The sequence below is a fragment of the Halomonas sp. M1 genome (assembly GCF_029581375.1).
GTDB lineage: Bacteria > Pseudomonadota > Gammaproteobacteria > Pseudomonadales > Halomonadaceae > Vreelandella.
Window position 1 is genome coordinate 2,778,088 of sequence record NZ_CP121119.1, and the last position, 17,147, is coordinate 2,795,234.

Here is a 17,147-nt window from a genome sequence, read left to right on the forward strand (position 1 = left end):
AAAAACTCCCTAAACGATGTCAAAGCGGTCGGAGAAAATATGGGTGGGGGCGATTCCCTGGGCAATTAAACCTTTCTCGGCACTATCCATCATGGGGTCCGGGCCGCAAATAAAGTAGTCACGCTTCCCATCATCCCGGGGTAAGCAGCGGGCCAGGAGATCTTGGTCAACGTAGCCCACTTCCCCTTCCCAGCCCTCATGGGGGTCTGAAATAACGTGAATCAGCGTTAAGTTAAGTTGCTGAGCCAATTCATCCAGGTTGTCACGGAAGGTGGCTTCTTGCCAGGTGGGGTTGGCATAAATCAGCCAAATCGGTTGGCGGTCTTGCTGGTCGCGAAAGGTGTAGAGCATGCTCATAAACGGCGTAATGCCAATCCCCCCTGCGATCATTACCAGCCCCGAGGGATTGTTGGGGCGAGGGATGAAAGCGCCAAATGGGCCCTCAATAAACGCAGGTGTATTGGCGGTTACCTTGGGTAGTTGTCGGGTAAAGTCGCCCAGGCGTTTAGCGCTGAAGGTTATACGGCCACTGCTGGCAGCGCTTGATGAGAGCGAAAAAGGGTGTTGCTGAAGCGACCATGGGGTGTTGCCCAGGGTGATCCAGAAGAATTGTCCCGGTTGGAAAGTGAAGCGGTGAGGGCCGGCGGGTTCAAGCGTTAGTGTCGTGGTATCGCCGCGCTCAAGCTTTGTGTCCACTACGCGCCACGGGCGATGGCGCATACGCCATGGCCTTAATAAGCGAGTTTCGAGTACCAAGCAGGCAGGAATCAGAATAAGCAGTGCCAGACCCATCGAGGTAACCAAGCCCTCAGTGTACCGCTGGGCCATTATGGCATGGCCCAGCCCCCCAAAAACGATGAACAGCGCCAAGCCGCCATGGAGTAGTCGCCACCACTCATACGATAGCCCAAAACGCTTTCGCCAGAGCGAGCTAATAATCAGCACAATGCTGGCTATTAATAGCGCCATCAGGGTTAGGGCGCGCAGGGTTTCTTCCCGTGGGTCAAGAAAGTGAATCAGCGAAGGGTGGGCGATAAACAGGGCAACGGGGTGGGCAATAACCAGGAAAAGCGCCCCAATACCGATCTGGCGATGAAACTGCAGTACGTTGTCAAAACCAACTTCATGGGCAAACCACGTGTGTCGGCCAGATATTAACGCCTGCAGTGCCATGATGCTTAGGGCGAGTGCGCCAAGCAACACCGCCGCTTCACCAAGCCAGCTGCGGGGTGTTGGTGGTGAGAGAAGCAGCCAGCCTATCGGTAGCAGGGCAAGTAAACTGTACAGGCTTCCCCAAGCTAGGGCGCTACGTGTTATTGGGCTCACTATGTTCTCCCTGGGCATCCGTGCAAATAGCCTAAGTGTGAGAAAAAGCTGGGATTTCGCAAGTTAAAAAGCGTGTGCATTTACCAAGCTGCTACGCTTACACAGTGCTAAGTCCCTTATGAGCAGGCGCTGACGCCTATCAAGCAGAAGGAGAGTGCTACATGGCTAATGCGAAAGCGAAAAAACATAAAGCAAAGCAGCAAGCATCCAAAACACGTAAACCGCAAGCGGAAAAGAAAACGCTGCAAGCCCTGACCCCTGATACAGGCGCGGCGCTGTTTGAGGATGCTCGCTCACGGCTGGAGGCGGTATTTGAAGCGCTGGATATTCACCCGGATGCTCAGGCACGGTTGATGCAGCCGAGCCTGTCGCTTCAGGTGAGTGTGCCAATACGCATGGATGACGGAAGCCTAAAGGCCTTCCCCGCTTGGCGGGTTCAGTACGATACCAGCTTAGGGCCTGCCAAAGGTGGTGTGCGTTTCCATACGGACGTTAATCAGCATGAGGTCACCACGCTAAGTTTCTGGATGGCGGTGAAGTGCGCGGTGGTTAGCTTACCTTATGGCGGCGGGAAAGGTGGTGTACAGGTAGATGCCAAGGCCCTCTCCTCCCTTGAGCGAGAGCGGTTGGCTCGGGGCTATATTCGTGCCATTGCCGATATTATGGGGCCAGACCGAGATATTCCCGCCCCGGATGTAAATACCGATGCTACGGTAATGGGCTGGATGATTGATGAGTACGAACATATCGTGCGTGCCCAAGCGCCTGCCGCTATTACCGGTAAGCCGCTGTCTCTAGGGGGGTCTCCGGGTCGGGTAGCGGCCACTGGGCGCGGCGCGCTAAAAGTACTGGATTTGTGGGCCGAGCGCGAAGAGCGCAAGCCAGAAGAGACCACCGTTGCCGTACAGGGTTTTGGTAATGCTGCTTATCATTTTGCCCGACTAGCCAGTGAGCGGGGTTATAAAATTGTGGCGCTATCGGACTCAAGCGGCGCCATTTACAGCGCGGACGGGCTTGATGTTGACGCTGCGAAGCAGGACAAAGACAAGCACGGTTCGTTATCCAAGAGTAAGCAGGGCAAATCACTGACGAGCGATAAACTGCTGTCGCTTGAGGTGGATGTGCTGGCGTTAGCGGCACTAGAGAACCAAATTCACTGCGACAACGTTGACGATGTGCAGGCGGGGGCGATTCTTGAAATTGCTAACGGGCCGTTAACTAGCGATGCCGATGATGCATTAGCCAAACGCGAAATACCTGTGCTACCTGATGTCTTGGCTAATACTGGCGGCGTCATTGTTAGCTATTTTGAGTGGCTGCAGAACCGCGCAGGCGAAAAATGGCTAGAAGAAGACGTCAATCAGCGCCTAGATAACCTGCTGGGAGTGCAGGCAGAAAGCGTGTTGGCGCGGGCGGAGAAAGAGAAAGTCACCTATCGCCAAGCCGCCTACCGCCAGGGAATAGAACGCATCGCTGAAGCCATCATGGCGCGAGGAAATTGCCAGAATTACCGTTAACTAAAGTCAGTACAAAAAGAGTAGCGGGCCCAATGGGGCTCGCTAAGTGTTCGCAGTGTGGTGCCATTAATCGCGATCAATCGCGCTGGGTTGTCACACTGGTGTCATGCAGATGTCGCAATCTTGCTGCCCAAGTAGCCACCCGGTATTTCTCTGATGATTTACCGGTTTTTTTCTGTGGCTCATTAAAAACTATAGGGACAACCGTCTTTAAATGGGACAGCAAATATATGACCGCACAAGAAGCGCAGTGGCTGAATAACATTATCGCGGCAGAGGCGCTGCAGGTGCTTTTTCAGCCAATCGTAGATGCCAATCAACAGGCAATTTATGGCTATGAGGCGCTCATCCGTGGTCCCAAAACATCGCCGCTGCACTCGCCCCTACGCCTGTTTGATGTCGCCACCCAAGCCGGGTTGCTCGTTGAGCTGGATATACTCTGTCGTCGCTTGGCGATTCATCGTTTTGCCGAACTTGAATTGCCCGGGTTGCTGTTTCTCAACGTGATGCCGTTGACGATTGTCGAGCGGGACTTCCGTGAAGGGTTAACGCTTGGCTTTATCCAGGAGGTGGGGCTTCCCGCCGAACGGGTGGTGATTGAGCTCACTGAACACGTGCCCATTCACGATTACGACCTAATGCGTCAAGCGGTCGCCCACTACCGTGATATGGGGTTTCAGGTGGCATTAGACGATCTGGGCGCAGGTCACTCTAGCCTGCGCCATTGGTCGGAGTTGCGGCCTGATTTCGTTAAGCTAGACCGCCACTTCATTTCTGGCATTGACCAAGAGCCTGCCAAGCGTGAGTTCCTTCGTTCGATTCTAGATGTGGCGCGCAGCTTGGATTGCCAGTTAATAGCTGAGGGAATCGAAACCGCCGCCGAACACCTCTGCTTGTGGGAATTGGATCGCGGCTTGGCACTGCTACAAGGGTTTTATTTTGCCCGGCCTAGCCCCGATCCGCCGATGCAGCTCCATATGCTGCTACCTGCGGCCACCCAGTTAAAAAGTACGGCGGGTCGTACCGCGCACTCTATTTTGCGTCCGGTTAACCCCGTCGGGCCCAGCTGTGTGGTGCCGGAGCTTGCCGAGCGATTTCGCGAGCACCCCAACCTACGCTGTGTCGCCGTGGTTAAAGAGGGTATTCCCGTCGCCGTGGTGCGTCGCAATGCGTTCTTAACGCTGTTTACTAACCCCTACAGCCATGCTTTGTATGCTAAGCGCTGCGTGCTGGATGTGGGCGACGCCAAAATGTTAGTGGCCCCTGCAGAACTGTCACTGGAAGCGCTGAGCCAACAGCTTACCGACAGCCAAGATATTGAGCTTGAAGACTTTGTGATCGTGGATAACAACGGCCACTATCTTGGTATGGGTACTATTGTTGATCTACTACGCGAGATTACCGCCATCCAAGTGCGTCAAGCCCGCCATGCAAACCCGCTGACGGGGTTGCCGGGCAATATTCTTATCAACGAAACCTTGGTCGCGTATCTGGATAAGAGCGAAGGGTTCGCAGCCGCCTACGTCGATTTAGATAATTTCAAAGCGTTTAACGATGCTTATGGCTACGCCCGCGGTGATCACGTGATTATTTCGCTGTCGCGCTTGCTGCAGGGTCAGGTGGAGAGTGCCGGTGGGTTTATCGGCCATATTGGCGGTGACGATTTTATGATGCTGCTGCCACTTGAGCACTGGGAGGGCGTTTGCCAGCAAATTCTGCGCTCCTTTGAAGTCATGGCACCGGGTTTTTATGAAGAGGATGATCGGCAGCAGGGCGGTATCACTATTGAAAGCCGCCAAGGTGCCACGGCGTTCTTTCCCTTTGTTAGTGTATCGATTGCGGTTAAACCCATTGCCGAGCCTAGCACCTGCAAGGCACTGGATATTGCCGCCCAACTTTCCGAGCTAAAACATCAGGCGAAAAAAATAGTCGGAAATAGTCTCTTTATAGATCGACGGAACTGACGCGTGCTGCCTTAGCTAAGGGGTGTCACTTTGCTGTCATTGAGACGTCACTAGGTTGTCACGGGAGTGACCCGCTGCTGTCATGCAGGCTTGGCAGGATAGCGTCATCTTTGAACAGCTACTTAGGTGATGCATGCACGCTCCCACGCTTTCTAACTCGCTTTCCCGCACATTGATTAGCGCTGCTGTTGCAAGCGCATTTGCGCTGGCAGCGGTTAACGCCTCCGCCGACCTCTCCTCGCGCTACGTAGACAACGATGGCGATATGGTTGCCGATGCACCGACTGACGAGTCTCAGTGGGTCGACCCGGACACCTTGGTCTTTGCCTATACGCCGGTTGAAGACCCTGCTGTTTATGCGGATGTATGGTCTGGTTTTCTGGATCATCTAAGCGAAGCAACCGGTAAACGTGTGCAGTTCTTCCCCGTGCAGTCGAATGCTGCCCAGCAAGAGGCGCTGCGTGCAGGCCGCTTGCATGTCGCGGGTTTCAACACCGGCGGTGTGCCGGTTGCTGTTAACTGTGGTGGCTTTCGCCCCTTCGCCATTATGGCGAGTGAAGATGGTAGCTACGGCTACGAGATGGAAATTATTACCTATCCCGGTAGCGGTATTGAGTCCGTTGAAGACCTTGAAGGTCGCCAATTGGCGTTTACCTCAGAAACCTCTAACTCTGGTTTCCGTGCACCCTCTGCGCTGCTGCGCTCTGAGTATGGGTTAGAAGCCGATAACGATTACAAGACCGCGTTCTCCGGCTCTCACGATAACTCTGTGCTAGGTGTAGTGAATAAAGATTACGATGCTGCCGCCATTGCTAACTCGGTGGCTACTCGGATGATCTCTCGCGGTGTGGTAAGCGAAGGCGATTACGAGATTATCTATACTTCCGAAACCTTCCCCACCACGGCTTATGGCGTTGCCCACAATCTAAAGCCTGAGCTTGCCCAGCAAATTCAAGATGCGTTCTTCAGCTACGACTGGGAAGGCACCGCCCTTGAGGCTGAGTTTGCCAATTCCGGTGAAGCACAGTTTATCCCGATCACCTATGCAGAGCATTGGTCTGTGATCCGCACCATTGCTGAAGCCAACGGTGTGACTTACGACTGCGATTAACCCTTTGGCAGCTGTGCAACCCCATCGGCCAGAAGGGCAACCTTCTGGCCGAACCGTTATGAAGATGAGGTAAACCCATGTTGACACTTACCGGCGTTGGCAAACGTTACCCCACTGGGGATCGTGCGCTTACTGATATCGAACTAGCGCTTCCCAAAGGTCAGGTCATGGCGCTGATTGGGCCGTCTGGGGCGGGTAAAAGCACCCTGATTCGCTGTGTTAATCGCTTGGTGGAGCCCACCCAAGGCAGCATTCGGTTGGAAGATATCGAGCTGACGAAGCTATCAGGCAATCGTCTGCGCCACGCGCGTCGCTCCATGGGGATGATCTTCCAGGAATACGCCTTGGTGGATCGCTTAACCGTGATGGAGAACGTGCTCTCCGGTCAGCTAGGCTATGTTGGATTCTGGCGTAGCTTTTTGCGTCGTTACCCTCAGGAAGCCGTGACCGAGGCGTTTCGGCTACTTGAACGGGTGGGCCTTCCCCATGCCATCGACAAGCGCGCCGATGCGCTCTCTGGCGGCCAGCGCCAGCGGGTTGGCATAGCCCGTGCGCTGTTACAAAGCCCCAAACTACTGCTGGTCGATGAGCCCACCGCGAGCCTTGACCCGAAAACCTCCCGGCAAATCATGCGACTGATTCGTGAGCTGTGCGCCGAGCGTGAGCTGGCTGCGATTATCAACATTCACGATGTGGCGCTGGCGAAGCAGTTTGCCGACCGTATTGTGGGGTTGCGGGCAGGTGAAATCGTCTTTGATGGCAAGCCCAGTGAGCTAACCAGCGAGATTCTTACCACGATATACGGTGAAGAGGATTGGGATACGTCGCCTGAGCCTGTTGAGAGTGACGATGTTGAAGAGAAGGAAAATGCGTTCACTCGCCAACCCTATGCTGCCCACACGCAGCGGCCGTTGGCCAGTGTTGCCAGCGGAGGCGCGCTATGAGCGGTGTTGATACGCTGGCGCGTCAACAGGCGGCACGCCAAGGTCATTGGCGGCGGCTACCGCTGATTGATAATCCGCGTATGCGCTGGGGGTTGGTGCTGGGCGGCGTCGTGTATTTGGTGCTCGCATTAGCGTCTGTTGAAGTCAATTGGGCGCGTGTGGCGGAAGGTTCTGGGCGCGCACTGAATTTTCTCGGAGCGTTTTTGCAGCCCGACTTTGTTAGTCGCCAAAACGACATTATGGCGGGTCTGCTGGAAAGCCTCACCATGACGTTAACCTCTACGGTGATTGGCGTGTTGCTGGCGATTCCCGTGGGGTTGGGGGCGGCGCGCAATATCTCGCCCTTACCCATCTACGCGGTATGCCGCGCCATTATTGCGGTCTCGCGCACCTTCCAGGAAATTATCATCGCGATTCTATTTGTGGTGATGTTCGGCTTTGGGCCGTTTGCCGGGATGCTGACCTTGGCGTTTGCCACCATTGGCTTTATGGCCAAGCTGCTGGCAGAAGATATTGAAGACCTCGACTGGCGGCAGGTAGAAGCCGTGCGCGCCACCGGGGCGAGCTGGTGGCAAACCATGAACCATGCCATTCAACCCCAGGTGATGCCGCGCTTAATTGGCTTGTCGATGTACCGGCTGGATATCAACTTCCGTGAGTCATCGGTGATTGGCATTGTCGGGGCGGGCGGCATTGGCGCGACTCTCAACACCTCACTCAGCCGTTATGAGTACGGTACCTCCGCCGCCATCTTGTTAATTATCATCGCGATTGTACTGATGAGCGAGTACGCCTCCAGCTACGTTCGTCGCTGGACGCAATAACCCCACGCCGCTTGTCGTTAAGAGGAAACGTTATGCCAGTTTCAACAACACCCCAGGGCGCGCCGCTGTGGCAGCGGCGCACTACTCGCGCCCAGTGGCTTCAGTACGCCGCCTGGCTTGTCGGCATCAGCCTGTTTCTACTGTGCTGGAAAGTGATTTCTGATAACACCATGTGGGTGTTTGTCGAAGATGCGGGCCGCCAAGGCAGCGACTTGATCAGCCGAATGATGCCGCCGCGTTGGGAGTATGCCAGCGTGCTATGGAAGCCCATGTGGGATACGCTGAACATCGCTACGTTAGGCACCGTGCTGGGCATTGCCATGGCGTTTCCTGTGGCATTTTTAGCCGCACGCAACACCACGCCGCACCCGCTGGTACGCAGCCTAGCGCTCACCGTTATCGTCTCATCGCGCTCTATTAACTCGCTGATTTGGGCCATGCTGCTGGTCACCATTCTTGGCCCCGGTGTGCTGGCGGGAATCATCGCCATCGCGCTGCGCTCAATTGGTTTTGTCGGCAAGTTGCTCTATGAGGCCATTGAAGAGATTCACCCCACCCCCGTTGAGGCAATTAGCGCCACCGGCGCCAGCCGTCTACAGGTGATGAACTACGGTGTGCTGCCCCAGGTTATGCCTGCTTTCGCGGGTATCAGCGTGTATCGCTGGGACATTAATATTCGTGAGTCTACCGTGCTAGGTCTGGTTGGCGCTGGCGGTATCGGCTTGCAGCTTAACGCGTCGATTAACAGCCTCGCCTGGAACCAGGTTAGCGTTATCTTTGTGATGATTTTTGCCACGGTATTGGTCTCAGAGTGGATCTCTGCCCGTGTACGCCACGCTATTATCTAGCCAGACAGCCAGGGTAAGGAGCGATCATGCGCTTTCCAAATGCCACTATCACGACCATCGATATTATGCGCCACGGCGAGCCAGTCGGCGGGCGCATGCTGCGTGGTAGTACCGACCATCCGCTGAGTAAAGCCGGTTGGCAGCAAATGAGTGATGCCGTGATGCGACAAAGTGTGGGTGGGCGGCTGCCTTATGATGCCGTTATCAGCTCACCGCTGCTGCGCTGTCGTGAATTTGCGCTGTGGTTAGGTGAAGAGTTCGACCTGCCGGTACAGGTGGAGGATGACCTAGCTGAGCTTCACTTGGGGCGCTGGGAGGGCAAAACCCATGCTCAAGTGTTTGCCGAAGAGGGTAGCGAGCAGATGAGCGCGTTTTGGCATAACCCTTCCCAAGCGGCTCCGCCCGAAGGGGAAACAGTAGACGCATTGGATGCTCGGGTCAGTGATGTGTGGCGGCGACTGTTAATAAACCCACCGGGCAAGCATGTACTGGTGGTCGCCCACCTGTTTGTATGTAACGCGTTGCTGCGCCAAGTATTGGAACAGCCGCTTTGCAATGGCTTAGTGATGGATTTGCCCTATGCCGCGATGAGCCGACTACGCCATGAGCGCCATGCGCTGGGAGAAACCACCTTTGTTGAGTGGATTGGGCGTTAAATAAACCGCGCCATGAATCAGTAGCGAGTCACCAGCACTTAGGCCATGATAAAGCGATTGCTAACATGCCGCGCTGGAGCGTTTTATGCCGTTTCCCTGTGTGCTCTCTATGTACTCTGTGCCGCTGGTCCGCTTGCGGCGGTTGATGCCTCTGCAGCGCTTAATCACGCTGTTCGCCCTGTTGCTGATAGCTGGGTGTGCCAGCAAAGAGGTTGCCCCGCCATCTGCGCCTAGTGCTCAGGCGGGGATCTCCATGGAGCGAGCGCTGATTCTTTCCCATGCCCAAAAAGCCATTGGTACGCCTTACCGTTTTGGCGGCAACTCTCCAGAAGGGCTGGACTGCTCGGGGTTAGTTGAAATGACTTATCGCGCAGCAGGTATTCGTGTTCCCCGTACCGCCCATGATCAATTCCGGGCACTGCCTGCGGTTGATACTCCCCGTCCTGGGGATCTGCTGTTTTTTGGCAGTGGCGCGAAAGCCTCGCATGTTGGGATTTATCGCGGTAACCGGCAGATGATTCACGCCCCTGGCAGCGGCCGGGCAGTGGTCAGCGTGCCCTTGGATATCGATTATTGGGAGCAGCGCTTTTTAGGTGCGGCAGGGGCTGCGCCTTAAACCAGCATCATCGACGTAGGGGTGGTTTTTGCATGTTTCTTGACCCTTGTCGCGTTGACTAATCGCTGTTTCATGTAAAACATAGTGTTTGTGTGTGGTGGTAGTATGGCTAAACGTAATCCAACCTATACCGAGTTAGATGAGGAGAACGCAGCTGCGCGTGTCAGTCTCTGAGTCTGCTTAAGGAGCTGGCGTTGTCTCTGCAAACTAATCATGATGCTCCTGAACTGGACAGTGCTACTGCAAGATCGAGAACGACTGGGTCGGTAACTACTGGGTCCATAACTTCTATGTCGACGATCCTAACGTCGAAAACCACCCCTGGTGCACCGCTTCTTCGCGCTGAGTCGGCGTTTAATTTCGCCAACGAAGCCATCATTATTACCGATGCCAACGGCTGTGTGGCCGATGTTAATCCTGCGTTTTGTGAACTTACCGGCTTATGCCTTGAAGAGGTCTACGGCCAATCCTTAGAGGCGTTTAGCATTTTATCCCTCGACGACAGCCGCACCACGCGCTTCATGCGTGAGCAACAGCAGCTTCGGGATCGCAGCAAATGCCAAGTGAGTTACCGCAGCCACGATGGCCAGTTTTACCCTGGCATGATGTCGATAAATCGCGTGCGTAATGCACAGGGGCAGGTCGATCACCATGTCGTTGTCCTGGCTGATCTTTCCGCCATCCCTGCCCACGCGCGTCACCTGAAACGTGAGGTCTTTTTTGATGCGCTGACCGGGTTGCCTAACCTTCAGCTACTCACCCAGTTGATTCAAGAGTCGATCCAGCACGCGGAAGCCAAACAACTACCGCTGGCAATATGTTCGCTGGATATCGACCATTTTCAGACGGTTAACGAGCAGCTAGGTGCCCATGTCGGGGATAGTTTACTTTCCACCTTTGCACAGCGTATTAGCCACCTGCTGTTTGGCGATGATGTGTTGGCGCGGGTGGGAGGCGATGAGTTTGTGCTGCTACTGCACCACAGCGATGATGAGCACTTTTTTGAAAAGCTGCTGGCTACGATCCGAAAACCACTGGTAATTGATGGGCAAAGCATTTATCTCACCGCGAGTTTGGGCATTACACGTTACCCAAATGACCACTCCCAGGGCGATGTGCTGCTGCGCCATGCTCACCAAGCTATGTACCGAGCAAAGCAGCGGGGACGGGATACCTACCACTTTTTTGACCCCACCCAAGATCGTCTGTTGCAAGTGCGTCATGAGCAGCGTCAGCGTTTCATGGATGCCCTTAACCACAACGAGTTGCGGCTTTTTTATCAGCCCCAGGTAGATATGGCCAATGGGCGAGTGGTGGGCGTGGAAGCGTTGATTCGATGGCAGCACCCAGATGAGGGGCTGCTCTCGCCGGCCCAGTTTTTACCCATTATTGATGCCACGCCGCTGGAGGTCGACCTTGGGGAGTGGGTGATTGAGCAGGCACTACAGCAGCTTACCGAATGGCAAAAAGCCGGTATTGTGCTGCCTATCAACGTGAACATCAGCCCTGCCCACCTGCTGGGTAAAGAGTTCAGTGAGCGGCTTGCTGAGCTGCTAGCTAGTTACCCAACGGTTGCGCCTGCCATGCTTAAGCTCGAAGTGCTTGAGAGCGCTGCCATGCACGATATTCAGGCAGCGCTAAAAAACATGGCACGTTGCCAAGCCTTAGGGGTAGGGTTTGCCATTGATGATTTTGGAACGGGCTTTTCGTCGTTAACGCATTTGCGTCAGCTGCCCGTTAATCTAATCAAAATCGATCAGAGCTTTGTACGCGATATGCTGAGCGACCAGGACGATATGGCAATCGTGGAAAGCGTAATCTACATGGCTAACCGCTTTAAGCGGCCGATGTTAGCCGAAGGTGTTGAAACCCTGGCCCATGCGAAAGCGTTAATGGCATTGGGCTGTGAGCTGGCCCAGGGCTATGGCATTGCTCGCCCTATGCCCCCGTGTGATATGCCAGCTTGGCTGGAGGGGTGGCCGCAGCGCAGTGATTGGCACTCTTTAGCAACGCTGCAATAAGGATATGGCAACGCTTCAACGCCGCTAGGGTTATAAGGGATTTAACCTGGGCGGCTCGGTTCAGGCGGCTTGCTCCGGTGGGCTGGTGGCGGCTCCATCGTTACGTGCTTGATTCATTTGACTCTGCTCTAAGGCCGCTTCCAGCTTAGCTTCCAGCAGGTATTGTCGCGCTTGGGCAGCGACCTGATAATCTTTAGGTGAGGGGTCGGCAGGCGCTAAGGCCGCGGCAATCACCGTTTGCATTTTTTCCACTGTCGCTTGTGGGTCGCCAGGAACCGGGCCGTAGTCAATGGGCACTTCGCCGGCAACCGCGTAGCGCTTGCCATCAGGACCTATCTCATACTCGTAGGAGGCGCCGCCAGTATAAGGGCCGCCCGCTATCTGGTGGGCCATTTCATGCTGGCGCACCGCCCGGTCAGTCTGCTTTAGCTGCTCTAAATACTGGATTTCCTCAGGTGCCAGCGGGGTGCCGTCCGCCCGGGTGGGGCCTGTTGCTTCACTGGCGCGCTGATCATCTTCGCTCACCTGCGTAGCATCGTCGGTTTGAGCGCGGCGCTGTGCTTCTTCGGCGATAGCGGGTGACGCTGAGCCACTGGCCGCTATGGGCGAGGCAATAAACGCACTCATAAAGGAGAGTTCCATAAGCAGTTACCGGCGTATAAATGGTTACAGGTAGTCTTGAGTATCAGCGAGCCAGCCCTGGTACGCAAATATGGCGTTCTGTTTTTCTTGGCATTTGCCTGCTTTGGGAGTCGCTAGCGGGCGTAAGTGCTGTCCTCTTTAGTACCGCTCTATTATTATCTGCTCAATATTAAGTGTTACTTTTTTAAGAGTGTTTATGCCTGCCATTGATGTGGTTATCCATCTCTCCGAGAGTGAATGCCTAGCGCACTATGAAGGGCGCTACGCCAATGTGCGTACCCGTAGTGTGGATGGCCGCTGGGTGGTTTTTCCTGCCGAAGCGCTGCGCCGTGTTGTAACAAGAGAGGGTGTTCAGGGCATTTTTCGGCTTGAGTTTTCTGATCAGGGGCGTTTTGTTAGCATCCAATCGCTCTCAAAGCGTTGAGCGCTTGATCAGTGCTCACATGGCACCAACATTGCATGTATACTGCAGTGCAAGTAACGGGCTTACCCGCCCACTAGTAAACAGCCTGCTTACCCGGCAATGGCTGTAGTATCTTTAGGAGATATACCATGTCTGCCTCACCTGTCACCTTAATGGTGGCCCGCCGCGTGGCGAATGGCCGCTATCAAGACTTTAACCGTTGGTTAAATGAAGGTCGTGAACTAGCGGCTGACTTTCCGGGATACCTGGGGTCAGGCGTATTGGCGCCGCCAAAAGATGACGACGAGTATCAAATTATTTTTCGCTTTAGCAGCAGCGACACGCTAAACGCCTGGGAACACTCCGCTTCACGCCACGCCTGGCTTGCCCGTGGGAAAGACCTGTATGAGGCCCCCCATGAGCATCGCGCGACGGGTCTTGATGCTTGGTTTCAGGTTAACCCAGGGGTTACCCCGCCCCGCTGGAAGCAAGCGGTGGCCGTTTGGTTGGCGTTTTTCCCTGTCTCATTAATGTTTCAATGGTTATTTGGCGGCGCCATCGCGGATTGGGCGTTAGTTCCCCGGGTAGTTGTCAGCACGCTAATGCTTACCCCGGTTATGGTGTTTGTTTTTATACCGCTTTCGATGCGTTTATTAGCCCCCTGGTTACAGGGTAAGTGGTCGTTGGGTGACCTTTTATCGAAGTGGCGGCATGGGCAAAAAGTATAGGTTAGTAGGTCGGGTAAATAGCCAATAGTAGTGCTCTATTTGCACTAACATCGTGCAATTAATTACTTTTGGTTAAAAAAGTAAGCTTTGCTTACTACGTCCATGGGGTTCAACGCTGCAAGAGTGCTACGCTATATACGCTTGCAGTAAAAGGATAACTGGCGCTGACCCTTTGGCAGCGTGACAAGTCGCCCCATGGAGTGTTTATGATTCACGTTCATCATCTGGAAAAGTCCCGTTCCCACCGAATCTTATGGCTTCTTGAATTACTAGGCGTTGAGTACGAGATCCAGGTTTATCAGCGTGATCGTAAAACTCAACAAGCGCCAGATGCGCTTAAAAAAATCCACCCGCTAGGTAAGTCGCCTGTTATTACCGATGGCGAATTAACCGTCGCTGAGTCTGGCGCTATTATTGATTACCTTATCAGCCGTTATGGTGAAGGGCGCCTGCAGCCAGCGGAGACTGAGATTAACGACTGGGTAGATTATCGCTACTGGTTACACTATGCCGAAGGCTCATTGATGCCCCTGTTGGTGATGGGCCTGGTGTTTAATCAAATCCCCAAACAGTCACCATGGTTCATTAAGCCCCTGGCTAAAGGCATTAGTTCGACCGTGCGCCAGCGTTTTATTCAGCCACAAATGAACCAGCATTTAGACGTTATTAATAAGCACCTGGGTTCAAAGGAAAACTTCGCCGGACGTTGGCCAAGTGGGGCTGATGTACAAATGAGCTTTCCGCTTCAAGCCGTGGCGGCTACCCAGTCACTGGAAAAGTACCCGCACATTGCCGCGTTTGTAGCGCGTATCGAAAATGATGCTGCGTGGCAGCGAGTAGTCGTGCGGGCAGGCCCGCTCACCATGCCCGGTGAGTAGGGCCGATGATCTCGCGCACGCGAAAACCACTGGGCGTCCGCTTTTCGCTTACTGAGAGCGAGGCTCGGTGTTACCCCCTCCGCTGGCTTACCGGCGCTATGCTGGTAAGCATGTGGCTATGGGCCCCTTCATCGTTGGCGAGTGAAGCGCTACTTGTTGGGGTCTACCACAATCCACCGAAGTTATTTGCTGACAACCAAGGCCAGCTGCGGGGGGTATTGGGTGAGTTGCTAGAAGCGATTGCTGAGGAGCAGCAGTGGCATTTAGAGAGCCTTAGCTGTGAATTTTCACACTGCCTAACGCTGCTAGAGCAGGGCGAGATTGACCTGCTGCCTGATGTTGCGTGGAGTGAGGAACGTGCCCAGCGCTTTGCTTTCCATAATGAACCGGTGCTGCATAGCTGGTCACTGCTCTATCAGCGTGAAGAAATGCGCGTTGAGGCAATTTTGGATCTGGCCCAAATGCGCGTGGCGGTGGTTGAGAATGCCATACAGCAACGTTATTTAGCGGCCGTTACCGAGCGCTTTAATGTGCCGGTAACGTGGGTGTTGGTTAACAGTTTTTCAGAGGGCTTTGAGGCCGTTGCAAGTGATGAGGCTGATCTGGTGGCGTCTAATCACTTATATGGTGATTGGCGTGCTCGTGAATATGGCCTGCGAGAGACGCCGATTATTTTCCAGCCCGCACAGTTATTTTATGCAGCCTCTTATCAAGTCTCTGATAGCGTACTAGAGCGTATCGATACAACGCTCAGAGCCTGGAAACAGGATAGTAATTCTGTCTATTTTGATACGTTACGCGCTTGGCGCGTTTCCACCCCGCCTCCCCCTTTAGTACCCATTTGGCTGTGGTGGGGGGTTGGCCTGCTGACGCTTTTCTTGGTACTGGCCCTGGGCTGCAATGTGCTGCTAAAACGACGGGTAGTGGCTAACCGTGAGCAGCTCGTTACTCATGAAGCGCTATTGGCGACTATTTTGGATAGTGTCGATGCGCATATTTACATCAAGTCACCCTCCTTGAAGTACCGCTTTGTTAACCGGCAAATTAGCGAGCTGTTTGGCTTGCCTGCCGAGAAAATCATCGGCCAGTGCGATGAGGCTTTTTTTGATGCAGCAAGCGCCGCAGAAATGCATCAAGTTGACCGTGAGGTATTAGCGTCGGGCAAAAAAACGACGCTGGAAGAGCACAGCTTGCTCAAGGGTGAAGAGCGGGTGCGTACGTTTTTATCCATAAAAATGCCTCTTGTGATGCGTAAAGGGGAGGCGCCTTGCTTATGCGGTATTTCAACCGAGCTGACAGAATACTTGGAGATGCAGTCGCGCACTCACCATTTAGCCTTTTACGACGCTTTAACGGGATTGCCAAATCGGCGCCTCTTGATGGACTCGTTAGCATTAGTGACGGAACAAGATGATGACGTGTCGACGTTCAGTGCCGTGCTGATTATTGACCTTGATAACTTCCGGCTTATCAATGATATCCAGGGTCATGAGAGCGGTGATCAGCTGTTGATTAACGTTGCAGTGCAGCTGCAGGAGTCGCTTTATAAAGTCATCCAGGAAGCGACCGTTGCGCGGGTAAGTAGCGATGAGTTTGTCGTGTTGTTAAATGCGCTAGGGGAAGAGCCCGAGGTGGCTGCGCTGAGCGCTGAGCGTGTCGCGTGCCAACTGCTGGAAGCTGTTTCCCAACTGCACAACGACCGAGCGCTGCCGGTTAGCGCAAGCATTGGTATTACGCTATTTAAAGGGACAGAGCACAGCATGAATAGCGTATTACAGCAGGCGGATATAGCGCTTCAGCAGGCCAAAGCAGCGGGCGGCAATAAGCTCTGTTTCTTTAATCGGGATATGCAAACCAGCGTACTGGAGCGCGCCAGTTTAGAAGGTGACCTGAACCAAGCAATGGCGCGTAACGAATTGGCGCTTCACTATCAAGTTCAGGTTGACCATCGCAGCGTGACGGTCGGAGTAGAGGCGCTGCTTCGCTGGTACCACCCGCAGCGCGGCTGGGTGTCTCCCGGGACCTTCATCCCTTTGGCCGAAGAGAATGGCCTAATTTTACCCATTGGCTACTGGGTACTTAAATCCGCCTGCGAGCAGCTGGCGAAGTGGGCTGTCCAGCCCGCCTATTCATCGTTGACGATTTCGGTCAACGTCAGTTCAGTGCAGTTCCAACACCCTGAGTTTGTGCGGGATTTAGAGGCGTTATTAGCTGAAACTCAGGCGCCGCCAAACCGTTTGATATTGGAAGTAACCGAGAGCCTGCTCATGCGGGAGCCGACCAGAGTTCGCAATACCATGCTTAAGCTGCGTGCCCAGGGCATTCGCTTTGCGCTGGATGACTTTGGTACGGGCTACTCGTCGTTGAGTTACTTAAAGCGCTTGCCACTTGATGAGCTCAAAATCGATCAGTCGTTTATTCGTGAGCTGCTGACCGACAAAACCGATGCTGCGATTGTGGATACGACGATTCTGCTGGCAGCAAGCCTGGGCCTAACCGTGGTGGCTGAAGGAGTCGAGAAGAAAGAGCAGTTGGAATGGCTGCGGGGGCATGGGTGCTACCGCTACCAGGGGTACCTGCTGGGCAGACCAACGCCAATCGAGTATTTATTTGAAGCTTACTAAAACGCCCGCGCAGCGCTTGTAGACGCTTGGCGCGGGCATTAGGTG

General features: G+C 54.3%; 15 protein-coding genes. 13 read left to right on the top strand and 2 right to left on the bottom strand.

Annotated elements, in window-relative coordinates; translation table 11 throughout:
* Positions 1–9: 9 nt before the first annotated feature.
* Positions 10–1,326, bottom strand: a complete 1,317-nt coding sequence (locus P8S54_RS12845; protein ID WP_281442041.1) for a ferredoxin reductase family protein — start codon at positions 1,324–1,326, stop codon at positions 10–12.
* A gap of 161 nt (positions 1,327–1,487) precedes the next feature.
* Between P8S54_RS12845 and P8S54_RS12850 the strand changes: the two genes are divergently transcribed.
* The 9 genes from P8S54_RS12850 to P8S54_RS12890 all read left to right on the top strand — a co-directional run bounded on the left by P8S54_RS12850 (position 1,488) and on the right by P8S54_RS12890 (position 11,827).
* Positions 1,488–2,843, top strand: coding sequence for a Glu/Leu/Phe/Val dehydrogenase (locus P8S54_RS12850; RefSeq protein ID WP_281442042.1), 1,356 nt, complete (start codon positions 1,488–1,490; stop codon positions 2,841–2,843).
* A gap of 230 nt (positions 2,844–3,073) precedes the next feature.
* Complete coding sequence (locus P8S54_RS12855) at positions 3,074–4,807, top strand: bifunctional diguanylate cyclase/phosphodiesterase (protein WP_281442043.1); 1,734 nt, start codon at positions 3,074–3,076, stop codon at positions 4,805–4,807.
* A gap of 133 nt (positions 4,808–4,940) precedes the next feature.
* Positions 4,941–5,918: a phosphate/phosphite/phosphonate ABC transporter substrate-binding protein gene (gene phnD, locus P8S54_RS12860; protein WP_281442044.1), complete on the top strand. Its 978-nt coding sequence runs from the start codon at positions 4,941–4,943 to the stop codon at positions 5,916–5,918.
* 77 nt (positions 5,919–5,995) lie between these two features.
* A complete protein-coding gene (phnC, locus tag P8S54_RS12865) occupies positions 5,996–6,862 on the top strand; it encodes a phosphonate ABC transporter ATP-binding protein (protein WP_281442045.1) in 867 nt (288 codons plus the stop codon).
* On the top strand, positions 6,859–7,686 hold the full coding sequence (phnE, locus tag P8S54_RS12870) for a phosphonate ABC transporter, permease protein PhnE (RefSeq protein WP_009097332.1): 828 nt from the start codon (positions 6,859–6,861) through the stop codon (positions 7,684–7,686). The genes phnC and phnE (P8S54_RS12870) overlap by 4 nt, the downstream gene beginning before the upstream one ends.
* 32 nt (positions 7,687–7,718) lie before the next feature.
* Positions 7,719–8,534 (top strand): phosphonate ABC transporter, permease protein PhnE, encoded by an 816-nt coding sequence (gene phnE / locus P8S54_RS12875; protein WP_009097334.1) that lies wholly within the window; start codon positions 7,719–7,721, stop codon positions 8,532–8,534.
* 26 nt (positions 8,535–8,560) lie between these two features.
* Positions 8,561–9,190, top strand: coding sequence for a histidine phosphatase family protein (locus P8S54_RS12880; protein WP_281442046.1), 630 nt, complete (start codon positions 8,561–8,563; stop codon positions 9,188–9,190).
* A 145-nt stretch (positions 9,191–9,335) separates the two neighbouring features.
* On the top strand, positions 9,336–9,806 hold the full coding sequence (locus P8S54_RS12885) for a C40 family peptidase (protein ID WP_281444103.1): 471 nt from the start codon (positions 9,336–9,338) through the stop codon (positions 9,804–9,806).
* Between the two features lie 290 nt (positions 9,807–10,096).
* Positions 10,097–11,827: a GGDEF domain-containing phosphodiesterase gene (locus tag P8S54_RS12890; RefSeq protein WP_281442047.1), complete on the top strand. Its 1,731-nt coding sequence runs from the start codon at positions 10,097–10,099 to the stop codon at positions 11,825–11,827.
* Positions 11,828–11,887: 60 nt separating this feature from the next.
* Here the strand turns inward: P8S54_RS12890 and P8S54_RS12895 are convergent, their stop codons facing one another.
* Entirely contained in the window at positions 11,888–12,454 is a 567-nt protein-coding gene (locus P8S54_RS12895; protein WP_281442048.1) for a putative metalloprotease CJM1_0395 family protein, read from the bottom strand.
* Between the two features lie 211 nt (positions 12,455–12,665).
* On the opposite strand from P8S54_RS12895, the gene P8S54_RS12900 reads away from it, so the two are divergent.
* The 4 genes from P8S54_RS12900 to P8S54_RS12915 all read left to right on the top strand — a co-directional run bounded on the left by P8S54_RS12900 (position 12,666) and on the right by P8S54_RS12915 (position 17,102).
* A complete protein-coding gene (locus P8S54_RS12900) occupies positions 12,666–12,893 on the top strand; it encodes a DUF2835 family protein (protein ID WP_281442049.1) in 228 nt (75 codons plus the stop codon).
* A 128-nt stretch (positions 12,894–13,021) separates the two neighbouring features.
* Positions 13,022–13,600, top strand: coding sequence for an antibiotic biosynthesis monooxygenase (locus P8S54_RS12905; RefSeq protein ID WP_281442050.1), 579 nt, complete (start codon positions 13,022–13,024; stop codon positions 13,598–13,600).
* A 206-nt stretch (positions 13,601–13,806) separates the two neighbouring features.
* A complete protein-coding gene (locus P8S54_RS12910; RefSeq protein ID WP_281442051.1) occupies positions 13,807–14,478 on the top strand; it encodes a glutathione S-transferase in 672 nt (223 codons plus the stop codon).
* A gap of 5 nt (positions 14,479–14,483) precedes the next feature.
* Positions 14,484–17,102 (top strand): EAL domain-containing protein, encoded by a 2,619-nt coding sequence (locus P8S54_RS12915; protein WP_281442052.1) that lies wholly within the window; start codon positions 14,484–14,486, stop codon positions 17,100–17,102.
* The last annotated feature ends 45 nt before the right edge of the window (positions 17,103–17,147 follow it).

What these genes read in the sequence shown, in the direction of transcription:
- phnE (WP_009097332.1), top strand. Translation starts at nt 6,859, where the DNA reads ATGAGCGGTGTTGATACGCTGGCGCGTCAACAGGCGGCACGCCAAGGT.
- phnE (WP_009097334.1), top strand. Translation starts at nt 7,719, where the DNA reads ATGCCAGTTTCAACAACACCCCAGGGCGCGCCGCTGTGGCAGCGGCGC.
- P8S54_RS12915 (WP_281442052.1), top strand. Translation starts at nt 14,484, where the DNA reads ATGATCTCGCGCACGCGAAAACCACTGGGCGTCCGCTTTTCGCTTACT.
- P8S54_RS12895 (WP_281442048.1), bottom strand. Translation starts at nt 12,454, where the DNA reads ATGAGTGCGTTTATTGCCTCGCCCATAGCGGCCAGTGGCTCAGCGTCA.
- P8S54_RS12890 (WP_281442047.1), top strand. Translation starts at nt 10,097, where the DNA reads ATGTCGACGATCCTAACGTCGAAAACCACCCCTGGTGCACCGCTTCTT.
- P8S54_RS12850 (WP_281442042.1), top strand. Translation starts at nt 1,488, where the DNA reads ATGGCTAATGCGAAAGCGAAAAAACATAAAGCAAAGCAGCAAGCATCC.
- P8S54_RS12855 (WP_281442043.1), top strand. Translation starts at nt 3,074, where the DNA reads ATGACCGCACAAGAAGCGCAGTGGCTGAATAACATTATCGCGGCAGAG.
- P8S54_RS12885 (WP_281444103.1), top strand. Translation starts at nt 9,336, where the DNA reads ATGCCTCTGCAGCGCTTAATCACGCTGTTCGCCCTGTTGCTGATAGCT.
- P8S54_RS12910 (WP_281442051.1), top strand. Translation starts at nt 13,807, where the DNA reads ATGATTCACGTTCATCATCTGGAAAAGTCCCGTTCCCACCGAATCTTA.
- P8S54_RS12905 (WP_281442050.1), top strand. Translation starts at nt 13,022, where the DNA reads ATGTCTGCCTCACCTGTCACCTTAATGGTGGCCCGCCGCGTGGCGAAT.
- phnC (WP_281442045.1), top strand. Translation starts at nt 5,996, where the DNA reads ATGTTGACACTTACCGGCGTTGGCAAACGTTACCCCACTGGGGATCGT.
- P8S54_RS12900 (WP_281442049.1), top strand. Translation starts at nt 12,666, where the DNA reads ATGCCTGCCATTGATGTGGTTATCCATCTCTCCGAGAGTGAATGCCTA.
- phnD (WP_281442044.1), top strand. Translation starts at nt 4,941, where the DNA reads ATGCACGCTCCCACGCTTTCTAACTCGCTTTCCCGCACATTGATTAGC.
- P8S54_RS12880 (WP_281442046.1), top strand. Translation starts at nt 8,561, where the DNA reads ATGCGCTTTCCAAATGCCACTATCACGACCATCGATATTATGCGCCAC.